This window comes from Nocardioides renjunii, assembly GCF_034661175.1.
Lineage (GTDB): Bacteria > Actinomycetota > Actinomycetes > Propionibacteriales > Nocardioidaceae > Nocardioides > Nocardioides renjunii.
Genome location: NZ_CP141058.1, coordinates 1,133,184 through 1,144,491, shown reverse-complemented (window position 1 = coordinate 1,144,491; position 11,308 = coordinate 1,133,184). Strand labels below are relative to the sequence as shown.

The 11,308-nt window shown below is 70.3% G+C and carries 9 protein-coding genes; 2 read left to right on the top strand and 7 right to left on the bottom strand.

The features are described from left to right. The first annotated feature begins 27 nt into the window (after nt 1–27). Entirely contained in the window at nt 28–765 is a 738-nt protein-coding gene (locus SHK17_RS05410; protein WP_172270393.1) for a DUF3105 domain-containing protein, read from the top strand. 31 nt (nt 766–796) lie between these two features. Further along, nucleotides 797–1,516 (top strand): TIGR03089 family protein, encoded by a 720-nt coding sequence (locus SHK17_RS05405; RefSeq protein WP_172270391.1) that lies wholly within the window; start codon nt 797–799, stop codon nt 1,514–1,516. A 22-nt stretch (nt 1,517–1,538) separates the two neighbouring features. Here the strand turns inward: SHK17_RS05405 and SHK17_RS05400 are convergent, their stop codons facing one another. From SHK17_RS05400 to SHK17_RS05370, 7 genes are all read right to left on the bottom strand, one after another. After that, nucleotides 1,539–4,268: an FG-GAP-like repeat-containing protein gene (locus tag SHK17_RS05400; protein ID WP_322921338.1), complete on the bottom strand. Its 2,730-nt coding sequence runs from the start codon at nt 4,266–4,268 to the stop codon at nt 1,539–1,541. Between the two features lie 159 nt (nt 4,269–4,427). Next, nucleotides 4,428–5,198 carry an ABC transporter ATP-binding protein gene (locus tag SHK17_RS05395; protein ID WP_322921337.1) on the bottom strand — a complete coding sequence of 257 codons (771 nt, stop codon included), beginning with the start codon at nt 5,196–5,198 and terminating at the stop codon, nt 4,428–4,430. Continuing rightward, on the bottom strand, nt 5,198–6,109 hold the full coding sequence (locus SHK17_RS05390; RefSeq protein ID WP_172270385.1) for an ABC transporter permease: 912 nt from the start codon (nt 6,107–6,109) through the stop codon (nt 5,198–5,200). Before SHK17_RS05390 ends, SHK17_RS05395 begins: the two co-directional genes overlap by 1 nt. A gap of 7 nt (nt 6,110–6,116) precedes the next feature. After that, nucleotides 6,117–8,186 (bottom strand): glycosyltransferase, encoded by a 2,070-nt coding sequence (locus tag SHK17_RS05385; RefSeq protein ID WP_322424758.1) that lies wholly within the window; start codon nt 8,184–8,186, stop codon nt 6,117–6,119. Continuing rightward, nucleotides 8,183–9,379: a UDP-galactopyranose mutase gene (gene glf / locus SHK17_RS05380; protein ID WP_322424759.1), complete on the bottom strand. Its 1,197-nt coding sequence runs from the start codon at nt 9,377–9,379 to the stop codon at nt 8,183–8,185. The genes SHK17_RS05385 and glf overlap by 4 nt, the downstream gene beginning before the upstream one ends. Before the next feature lie 36 nt (nt 9,380–9,415). Next, the gene (locus tag SHK17_RS05375) at nt 9,416–10,354 is read right to left on the bottom strand and encodes a glycosyltransferase (protein WP_322921333.1); all 939 of its coding nucleotides are present in this window, start codon (nt 10,352–10,354) and stop codon (nt 9,416–9,418) included. Then, nucleotides 10,351–11,277: a glycosyltransferase gene (locus SHK17_RS05370; protein WP_322921331.1), complete on the bottom strand. Its 927-nt coding sequence runs from the start codon at nt 11,275–11,277 to the stop codon at nt 10,351–10,353. Before SHK17_RS05370 ends, SHK17_RS05375 begins: the two co-directional genes overlap by 4 nt. Between the last annotated feature and the right edge of the window lie 31 nt (nt 11,278–11,308).

Below are 11,308 nucleotides of genomic sequence, written 5' to 3'. Positions count from 1 at the left end.
AGCCCCGACCGAGAGACACCGAGCACCGTGGCCAAGAAGGCAAAGACCGACCGGCAGGCGGTCATCGACTCCATCCGCTCCCAGCAGTCCCGCTCCGAGAACCGGCGCGGCATGGCCATCGTGGGCATCTGCGTCCTGGTCGCCGTGGTGATCGTGGGAGCGGCCGCCTTCAAGCCGGTCAAGGACTGGTACGACCTGCGGGCCTACTCCTCCGCCTCCCTGTCGGAGATCGGCGCCGAGGCGTCGGTGTGCAAGAAGGTCACCACCAAGCCGGCCGAGGGCAACCAGGACCACGTCGACGTCGGCACGCCGATGAGCTACCCCGACGCGCCGCCGGCCTTCGGCACCCACTGGAACATGTGGGACACGATCGACCGCAAGCTCTACACCGCCTCGGACCGTCCCGACCTCGGTGAGCTCGTGCACAACCTCGAGCACGGCTACACCATCCTCTGGTACGACGAGACCGTCGCCGACAGCTCCGAGCAGATGGACCAGCTGCGCGCCATCGCCTCCAAGCTCGACAGCACGACCAACCTGCGCGACAAGTTCAAGGCCGTGCCGTGGACCTCCGAGGACGGCAAGGCCTTCCCGAAGGGCCAGCACGTCGCCTTCACGCACTGGTCCGTGGGCGGTGTCGGCGAGACCGACCCCACCAAGCAGGTCGGCGTGTGGCAGTACTGCTCCGACGTCAGCGGTGCGGCGCTGGACACGTTCCTGCAGGACTACCCCTACATGGACTCCTCCGAGCCGACGGTCCTCTGAGCGCCGCCCACCGGCCGCCGAGGTCCCGCCCGTGACGACCTTCGCCGAGGTGCTCGCCGCCCAGCTGCGGCGGGACCCCGGGCGTCCGCTGGTCACGTTCTACGACCACGCCACCGACGAGCGCGTCGAGCTGTCGGTGACGACGTACGCCAACTGGGTGGCGAAGGCGTCCGGACTGCTCACCGACGTCGCCGACCTCGAGCGCGGCATGTCGCTGCGCATCGACCTCCCGCCGCACTGGCTCTCGACCGTGTTCCTCGGCGCCGCCTGGACCGTCGGGCTGCGGGTCACGACCTCCGACGAGCCGGCCGCCGTGGTGTGCGGCCCCGAGGGGCTCGCGACGTGGGCGCCGCTCGCGGCCGACGTGCCGGTGCTCGCCTGCAGCCTGCGCCCGCTCGGCGTGCGGTTCGCCGAGCCGCTCCCGCCGGCCGTGCACGACGTGGGCGTGGAGATCTGGGGCCAGCCGGACGGCTTCACCGCCTGGGACCCGCCGACCGACGACGACCCCGCCACCGACACGCTGACCCAGCGCGAGCTGTGGTCGCCCCGCGACGACCGGACGGCCGCCGTCGGGAGCTCGCTCACCGACGGCGGCCGTCTTCTCTCGGTGGCCGACCCGGCTTCCCCACCGGGAACGGCCACCTTCACCGAGCCCCTCGGACGAGGCGGCTCGCTGGTCCTTGTCCGCAATCCCGACCCGGATCGCCTCGACGCCGTCCACGACGCCGAACGGGCGACTGCCCGGGCCTGATCGCGCTGCTTCCTGACCGGCCTCACCCGGCCAGGTCGAAGGCCCCCAGTCCCTCGCCGAGCACGCGGGGCGTCGAGACGCCCGACCTGCGCCCGGGGAAGAGGTAGACGACCCCGCTCAGCCGGTCACGGACCACGTAGTCCCCGCCGCCCTTGAGCTGCATCGCCTGCACCTGGAGCACCCAGTCGTAGCTGGACAGGTCGGACGGCAGGCCCGACCGCGTCGGGACCGTGCCCTTCACCGGCGAGGGGGCGTTGAAGGAGGACCCGTTGCCCGGCCACACCGACAGCGCGCCACCGGCGGGCGTGCCCATGAGGTCGGGGATGCCGTCGCCGGTCACGTCGCCCACCGCGTCCAGCCCGGCGACGCCGCCCCAGCCGCCACCGAGCAGCGTGGCGGGCTGCAGGGCACCGGTGCCGTTGCCGGCGAAGAGGAACAGCTGCCCGGAGGTGTCGCGCGCCAGCACGTCGCCAGCCCCGTCGCGGTTGACGTCACCAGCGTTGAGGAGGGTGTCCATGCCGGCGAACGAGACGCCGGTGTCGACCGGCGCGCCCAGCTCGAAGGTGTCGCGGTTGGCGACGACCACCAGCTGCTTGCCCGAGACGCCGACGAGGTCGGCCCCCGCGCCACCCACCAGGTTGGCCGCGGTGAGGAAGCGCATCGTCTTGAGGTTGGCGGCGGGACCCAGCGCGGCGCCGTACGTCGCGTTGCCGCGGCCGGGCAGCATCACGACCTTGCCGCTGCTGGTGCGCGCCACGAGGTCGGACTGGCCGTCGCCGTTGAAGTCGCCGGCCACGAGGCGGTTGTAGGAGCTCCAGGAGCCGGCGACGCGCTGGGGGGCGGCGAAGCGACCCGTGCCGTAGCCGGTCTGGAGGAACAGCCGGTTCTTCGTGCGCAGCAGCAGGTCGGCCCGGCCGTCCGCGTTGAGGTCGCCCGCACCGATGAGCTGGCGGTAGTTGCCGTAGCCCTTGCGCGTCACCTTGCGCGAGAAGCCGCGCTCGGTGGTGCCGAGCAGGGTGGCCAGCTTGCCCTTGAACCGGGCGACGAGGTCGTTGCGACCGTCACCGTTGAGGTCGCCGACAGCGGTGATCAGGGAGTAGCCCCTCAGCCTGAGCTTGCGGGTCGTGTCGCCGAACTTGCCGTTGCCCCGGCCGGCCCGGACCCGGACGATCCCGGAGGCGTCGGCGGTGACCAGGTCGGGGACGCCGTCGCCCGTCAGGTCGGGCGAGACGACCACGTCGGCGCGCTGGTCCCAGCCGGACTTGCCGACCACGAGGCGCTTCTGGAACGACGTGAGCCCACCGGTCGGGAGCACGAGGCCCCGGCCGTCGGAGGCGCGGCGGACGACCAGGTCCGGGTAGGGCGAGGCGTCGAGGTTGTTCTGCGGGTTGGGCTCCGACACGGTGACCGGCTGCACGACCGGGGTCACGGGCGCCGCGGTGCTGGCGTAGGCCCGGATCTGCGGCAACCGGGCGTAGAGGTACTTGCCCGGGCACGCCGTCGAGCCGGCGTCGCGGTGGCCGTTGATCGCCGGGAAGGTCGAGCGGCCGACCTTCTGCGCCGTCGAGGCCGGGTTCACCCCGTGCAGCGACAGCTTCCAGGCGAAGAGCTGGCCGTAGGCCTGCACCATCACCTCGGGCGGCTGGACGACGTCGAAGTTGCCGATGGCCGACATGGCGAAGGCGTAGTCGTTGTAGTTGAGCGTGTGGGCACCCACGACCGGCTTGTCGATGCCGCCGTAGCGGCCCTCCCAGATCCGGCCGAACCGGTCGACGAGGAAGTTGTAGCCGATGTCGCTCCAGCCCCGCGACTTCACGTGGTAGGCGTAGATGCTGCGGAGGATGGCCGGCACCTGGGCCTCGGTGTAGTCGTTGGCGTTGACCGTGTGGTGCACGAAGCCGGCGCTGATGCTGCCGTAGCGGAGCGCGCCCTTGTCACGGATGCTCTCGTCGGCGCCCCACTGGGCGCGGGAGAAGATCGTCGGCTGGGCGGCGGTGCGCTTGCCGGTCCGCGCCGCCTGCAGCACGAGGCCCGACCCCGACGAGGCCGAGGACTCCTGCGCCATCGAGCCCTGCTCGGCGTAGTCCTGCTCGTAGGACGCGGTGCCGTCGGCGTCGCCGCGGTCGGCCGGCGCCTCGGTGCGGCTGCCGCCGGCCGAGCCCGGGTCGACCAGCGCGAGGGAGAGGTCGTCGGGCAGCGTCGCACCGTCGGTGCTGGCGGCGACCTGCACGTCGTCGACCTCGCCGACGAACATCGGCTCGGTGCCCGGACGGGCGGCCGCGCCCTCCGCGCTGTCGGCGTCGGGGCCGTGCTCGTCGTGGTACTCGAGGGCCTCCCAGTCGCTCCACTCGTCGCCGGTGCGCGTGCGCACCCGCAGGGAGATCTGGTCCTCCTCGAGCTGCTCTCCGTGCTGCCAGGTGACGCCGACCGCCGCGAAGCCGCTCACTTCCTGCGGTGTGCTCTGCACGCGGGCCGGGGTGGCGGCACCGGCGACCGTACGGCCGCGCAGGCCGGCGAAGCCACCGGCGGCGCCGGTCAGCGGCACCTCGGTCACCTCGGGGGTCACCGGAGCGGTCGGCACGGTGGCCGAGACCAGCTCCACCGGTCCGCCCTGCGCGGTCGCGGCGCCGGGGTGCTCACCGACGATGTCGAGGGACACCACACCGGAGGCCGGGGTGAGCACGACGAGGACGACACCGAGCGCCAGCACCTGCTGGCAGAGGGTGACGAGACGGGCCTGAAGGGGTCGCATGAAGATCTCTACTCCTGTGTGGGGGAAGGTCACACAAGGCAGAAGTTCACACCAGTCACATCAGTCACGGAAGGGTTTCTGAGTAACTACACGACTGTAATTTCCAGTCGACACGCCGTTACACGGGTGTCATTCTTCGCGGATCTCGTCCGGAAGCCCCTAGACGTCGGTCCCGAGGCCGTCGTCCTCGCCGCTGTCCTCGTCTGTCTCGTCGTAGTGCAGGTAGTGGATGCCCTCCTCGACGTCGCCGTCGAAGCCGAGCCTGCCGTTCTCCATCACCAGGACGCGGTCGCACAGGTTGCGCACGGCGCCCGGGGCGTGCGAGACGTAGAACATCGTCACGCCCGACTTCACGATCTGGTCCATCCGCTTCTTGCACTTGCGCTTGAACGGACGGTCCCCGACCGCGAGGGCCTCGTCGGCGATGAAGATGTCGGCGTCGACGTTGACCGCTACCGAGAAGCCGAGGCGCGCCTTCATGCCGGAGCTGTAGTAGGCCACGTCGGTGTCGAGGAACTTGCCGAGGTCGGCGAAGTCGACGATCTCGTCGAACTTGCGGTCGGTCTCGGCCCGCGACATCCCGAGGATGGCGGCGTTGAGGTAGAGGTTCTCGCGCCCGCTGAGGTTGTTGTCGAACCCGGTGCCGGTCGCGATCAGGCCGGCGATCCGGCCCCGGGTCAGCACGGTGCCCGAGTCGGGACGCATCACGCCGCTGACGAGCTTGAGCAGCGTGGACTTGCCGGACCCGTTGAGCCCCATGAGTCCGACCGACTCCCCCTCGCGCACGCTGAACGTCACGTCGTCCACCGCGTTGAAGGAGTCGTGGGTCTTGCGGCCCCTCGCCTTGGCCAGGACCGTCTGCTTGAGGGACCGCTGGTAGGACAGCGTGAACACCTTGGTCGCGTTGTCGACCTTGATCATCGTCGTCATCAGAGCCGCTCCGGGACCTTGGCCTCGAGCCTGGCGAAGACCCGCTGGGCGAGGACGAGCAGGAGGACGGAGACGGCCGTCATGGCCAGGCCGCGCGTGAAGAGGTGGTCCGGCAGGTGCACCTCGGCCGTGGCCGCTGGGTCGCTCGTGGTGCCGGTCCAGAAGCCGCGCTGGATGAGGAGCACCGCCTCGGCCATCGGGTTGTAGAGGTAGAGCTCGGCACCGGTCGCCCCGAACCGCTCCTCCACGAGGGTGTAGGAGTACATCATCGGCACGCTGAAGGTGACGAACATCGTCAGGGTCTGGGCGATCTTGCCCACGTCGCGCATAAAGACGTTGCCGACGCTGAACAGCAGGCCCAGCGCGAGGCCGAGCGCCGCGGCGAGGCTGAAGCCGAGCAGGGCCGCGGCCATCCCCACCGGGTCCGGACGCCAGCCCAGCAGGATGCACGGGATGACCAGGATCACCAGCATGGGCACCGTGTGCCAGGCGGCCACGAGCATGCGAGCCACCGGGAACATCTCCCGCGGGACCGGCAGCTTGGTGATCAGCGACCGGTTCTGCACGAGCGACTGGGTGCCGCCGTTGAACGTCTCGGTGAAGAAGTGGACGATCACCATGCCCGCGAACAGGTGGATGGCGAAGTTCTCGATGGTCCCCGCCCCACGGCCGATCATGACCTGGAACAGGAAGTAGAACATCAGGAACCGGGTCGCCGGCTGCAGGTAGCTCCACAGCCAGCCGAGGACCGTGCCTTGGTAGCGCGACTTGATGGTGTTGCGCACCAGCATGCCGAGCAGGTAGCGACGGCGTACGACCTCGCGCAGCCCCGTCGCGGCCGGCGGGGCCAGCGGCAGGGCCTCGAGCTCCGCGGTGGTGGGCCGGGCCGGGCCCTTCGACGCCGTGCTCACGACCCGCTCACTGGTCACCGTCGGCCCGCTCGTCACCCGTCCACGGCTCGAACGTCTTCTCCCAGGCCTCGGGCGAGGTGATGTCACCCAGTGCCTCGCGGTACTGGCGGGCGAGCTCGGGCCACTCGCGGTGGAAGCGACGGTGGATGTCGATGGTGCGCTTCATCAGGTCGCGGTAGCGCGCCGGGTCGCGCCGGTAGAGCGCGACCGACGCACCGTCGTTCATCGACACCACGGCGGAGTCGTACTTGACGAGGTTGTACCAGGCCGAGTCCATCGCCGGGAGCTCCGCCTCGGGGTAGTGCCGCGACATCTCGCGCACCGGGCGGAGCTGGCGCAGGGGCGCCAGGCCGGCGGCGACCAGCGTGCCGAGGCGGCTGGGGATCTCGATGTCGCTCTTGCCCTTCTTGGGCGGCTTGTTGCGCCGCACCGGGGGCAGGTCGTCGCGGTCCTCGACCAGCTGGGCGTCGGTGAACTGCTTGCGGAACGCGTTGACCTCGGCGAGCTTGGTCGCGAGCTCGCCGTGCAGGGCGTGCGGCCCGCGCAGCACGTCCTCCATCGCGAGGTGGCGCAGCTCGGCGGTGGAGTACTGCAGCGAGGCGAGGTGCTTGACCTGGTGGTTGAAGCTCTCGCGCACCATCCGGCCACCGCGCTCGTAGGGCGAGTGCAGCAGCGCCGCGATGATGCGGTTGCGGTGGTGGAAGTAGGACTGCCAGTCCACGCCGTCGTTCTTGTCGGTCCACGGGATGTGCCACACGGCGGCGCCCGGGAACGACACCGTGGGGTAGCCGGCGTCCTTGGCTCGCAGGCCGAACTCGGAGTCGTCCCACTTGATGAAGACCGGCAGCGAGAGCCCGACCTCCTCCAGCACCACGCGCGGGATGAGGCACATGAACCAGCCGTTGAAGTCGACGTCGGCGCGCTTGTGCAACCAGCGCGAGGAGCGCAGGTTGCGGGCGGCGAAGTCCCACTGGCTGTAGCCGTCGAGGCGGGTCTGCCACCAGAACCGCCACGGCTGGACGATCTCGCCGAACGAGTGCAGCTGCGAGCGGCTGTAGAGGTTGAACATGTGGCCGCCCACGATCGTCGGCCGCTTGGCCAGGTCGCCGAAGGTGACCGCACGGATCACGCCCTCGGGCTCGCAGACGACGTCGTCGTCCATCATGAGGGCGTACGTCGCGGTGCCCTTGCGGACGCTCTCGAGCTGGCCGCGGGCGTAGCCGCCGGAGCCGCCGAGGTTGCCCTGGACGAGGACCCGGAGCCGGTCGCCCAGCGCCGCCTGCGCCGCGGGGAAGAACTCGGACTCGGACACGAGGTCCTTGCCCTGCTCCATCACCATCACGGTGTCGAGGTAGGGGGCGACCTCGTCCTCGCCGAGCTGGGCGAGCAGCTTGGCGCAGAAGTCGGGCCGGTTCATGGTGGTGATGCAGATGTCGACGGTGCCGTGCTCGGCGCGGTCGGCGGGGACCTGGGCGGTCCACTCGGCGCCCTCGACGCTCGCACCGTCGTCGCCCGCGACGACGTCGTACCAGTACCAGCCGCCGTCGACGAAGGGCTTGAGCGGCAGGCTGAAGGTGAAGGAGCCGGAGTCACCCTCGACGACGCCCGCGTCGACGCGCTGCGAGTGGCCGCGCGCCATCGACTTGTAGACGGTGACGACGGATCCGGCACCACTGACGCGGACGGTGAGCTCGACGTCGGTGACGACGGTGTGGCGACGCCAGTAGGAGGCCGGGAAGGCGTTGAAGTAGGTGCCGAACGAGAGCAGCTGCGACGGCTCGAGCCGCAGCTCGGTGCGCGAGCGGATCTGGTCGGGGTGCAGCTTGCGGCCGGTCGAGGTCGACTGGCGGATGACCGCGTTGTTGAGGTCCTTGGCCGACTTGTTGCCGCCGACCTCGTGGCGGTCGGTGTCGAGCCTGGCCTCCTCGAGGTCGACGTAGAGCGGGAAGACGTCGGTGTCGCGGTCGATCGGCAGGATCTGGCGCTGCAGGAGGCGGGTGACGGTGCCGGCGGGCACCGCGTCGGTCGTGCTCGGCGCGCTGCTGGTGCTCGCGCTCGTCGGGGTGGTGGTGGTCATGCGTCGATGCCTCCGCTCGTCAGCTCGGCGCCCTCGGTGAAGTGGGGCTTGAGCTTGTTGTCGTACATCGACAGCGCCGACCCGATGGCCATGTGCATGTCGAGGTACTTGTAGGTGCCGAGGCGCCCGCCGAACAGCACCATCGGCTCGGCCTTGGCCAGCTCGCGGTACTTGAGCAGCTTGGCGCGGTCGTCGGCGGTGTTGACCGGGTAGTAGGGCTCGTCGCCCTCCTGGGCGAAGCGGCTGTACTCGTGGACGATCACGCTCTTGCCGGGCAGGTGCGTCTTCTCCCGCTCGGGGTGGAAGTGCTTGAACTCGATGATCCGGGTGTAGGGCACCTCCTGGTCGTTGTAGTTGACCACGCCCGTGCCCTGGAAGTCGTCGGTCTCCACGACGCTCTCCTCGAGGTCCACCGTGCGCCAGGACAGGCGGCCCTCGGAGTTGCCGAAGTACTCGTCGACCGGCCCGGTGTAGACGATCGGGACCTTGCCGCGGTAGTCGTCGGCGACCTCGAAGAAGTCGGTCTCGAGGCGCACCTCGATGTTGGGGTGGTCGGCCATCTTGGTGAGCCAGGCGGTGTAGCCGTCGACCGGCAGGCCCTCGTAGGTGTCGCTGAACCAGCCGTTCTCGAAGGTGTAGCGCACCGGCAGCCGCGTGATGATATCGGCGCTCAGCTCGGTGGGGTCGGTCTGCCACTGCTTGGCGGTGTAGCCCTTGATGAACGCCTCGTAGAGCGGGCGGCCGATCAGGCTGATCGCCTTCTCCTCGAGGTTCGTGGCGTCCTCGGTGGCGACCTCGCTCGACTGCTCGGCGATGAGCGCGCGGGCCTCGTCGGGGGTGTGGGACGTGCCGAAGAACTGGTTGATCAGCGCGAGGTTGAGCGGCAGGGAGTAGACCTGCCCCTGGTACTTGCCGAAGACCCGGTGCTTGTAGTCGGTGAACGACGTGAAGCGGTTGGCGTAGTCCCACACGCGCTGGTTGGAGGTGTGGAAGAGGTGGGCGCCGTACTTGTGCACCTCGACGTTGGTCTCGGGGTCGCGCTCGGAGTAGGCGTTGCCGCCGAGGTGGTGGCGGCGCTCGAGGATGAGCACGCGCAGACCGAGCTCCTCGGCGCAGCGCTCGGCGACGGTGAGACCGAACAGTCCGGCGCCGACGATGACGAGGTCGGGAAGCTGTGGTTGACCCTGGGACAAGGGAGGAACTCCTGTAGTGAGATGCGCTGACTGAGTCTAACGAGGGGGCTGAGCGGGGTCGGGCAGGCGGCGCATGCCCCGCGCGGAGGCCATGGCGCGGATCACGTTGCGCGCCTCGGCGCGCCCGCCGCGCGCCGGGCTGAGGAGCACCACGGCGAGGGTGATCAGCCACGGCTTGAGCCGGACCAGCGCGTTCTCCCCGTGGCGCAGGTGCACCACGAAGAGGTTGCGGTACATGTAGAAGCCCTTCCACCCCGACAGGTCGTGCTGCTGGTTGAAGTCGAGCTGGCGCACCAGCACGGCGTCGCGCACGGCCCAGACCCTGCGGCCGGCGCGCCGGGCGCGGACGGCGTACTCGGCGTCGTCGTAGAAGATGAAGAAGGTGGGGTCGGGGAAGCCGATGTCGGTGACGACGTCGCGGCGGACCATGAAGCCCTCGAAGGCGACGTTCTGCACCTCCACCAGCGCGGGCATCGATGCGCGGTCGCGGTAGACGCCGTCGACGGTCGAGCGCTTGGGGTGGATGGAGAGCGGGTTGCGCAGGTCGAACTCGACGGCCGCCTTCTCCACCAGGGCCCCGGACAGGTCCTCGCGCACCGCGATGAGGCAGTCCTCGTCGACCGCCACCAGCCGCTCCAGGCAGTCCGGCGCCGGCACGACGTCGTCGTCCATCAGCCAGATGCGGTCGTGGCCGCCGTCGTAGGCCGCCTGCACCCCGCGGTGGAAGCCGCCGGCACCGCCGAGGTTGGCCTGCGTGATCACCTGCAGGGGCAGGTCGGTGCGGGCGCCGAGCACGTCGGGGGTGTGGTCGGTGCTGGCGTTGTCGACCACGATGACCGTGTCGGGAGCCCGGGTCTGGGCGGCCAGGCCGTCGAGCATGCCGGACAGCAGGTCGGCGCGGTCGTGGGTCACCACGACGACCGCCACCGTCTCGCGACCGGTCCCGTGCGCGGTCCCGTCGGCGGTCCCGCTCACGAGAGGAACCTCCGGTGGCCGTCGAAGTCGCCGGCGATCCCGGCGCGCATGGCCCGGAGGCTGAGCCGCAGCCGCGACAGGCTCGGCCGGGTGAAGGTGTAGAACCACGCGGTCTTCACGACGAAGGCGGCGGCGTGCGCGGGGCCGCGGTAGTCGCGCAGGTTGACGAGGTTGTTGCGAGCCATGCAGTAGTGCTTGAGGTCGCTCGGCGAGTCGTTGTAGGTCGTGCGGCCGAACATCATCGGCGAGCCCAGGTTGCCGACGCTGGGGTGCCGCACGGTGGCGGTGACCACGGTGGCGACGCGGGCGCCGGCCTCCTCGGCGCGCAGCCGGTACTCGTGGTCGTCGCCCCAGATGAAGAACTCCTCGCGCGGCAGGCCGATCCGGTCGACGAGCTCCTTGGTGACCAGGACGCCGTTGAACGGGATGACGATGCCGTCGATGCGGTCCTCGCGCGCGGCGCGGCGCACGTCGTCGACCACGTGCACGACGCGGGTGCTGCCGGGCATCCGGATCGGGAAGACCAGGCGGCCCGGGTCGGCCTCGTCGACCACGAGCGGACCCCAGAAGTCGAGGTCGGTCTCGTCGAGCAGCCGGTCCAGGCAGTCAAGGTCGGGGAGGCCGTCGTCGTCCATCAGCCAGACCAGGTCGGCCTCGCGGTCGATCGCCCACGCCAGGCCGTCGTGGAAGCCGCCGGCACCGCCCCGGTTGGTCGACAGCGTCCGCGACCGCATCGGGACCTCGCCCGTGGTGGGGCGGGCGGCGAGCCACGCTCCCGTGCCGTCGGAGGACGCGTTGTCGATGACCAGCACCTCGGCCAGGCCGTCGATCTCCCCCAGCCTCGCCACCAGCCGCTCGAGCAGCTCGAGGCGGTTGAAGGTGACCACGACCGCGACGATGCGGGGCAGGGGTCCGGTGGTCACGGCGTACACACTAGGGGCCGCCGTCGAGCCG

What these genes read in the sequence shown, in the direction of transcription:
- SHK17_RS05395 (WP_322921337.1), bottom strand. Translation starts at nt 5,198, where the DNA reads ATGACGACGATGATCAAGGTCGACAACGCGACCAAGGTGTTCACGCTG.
- SHK17_RS05400 (WP_322921338.1), bottom strand. Translation starts at nt 4,268, where the DNA reads ATGCGACCCCTTCAGGCCCGTCTCGTCACCCTCTGCCAGCAGGTGCTG.
- SHK17_RS05385 (WP_322424758.1), bottom strand. Translation starts at nt 8,186, where the DNA reads ATGACCACCACCACCCCGACGAGCGCGAGCACCAGCAGCGCGCCGAGC.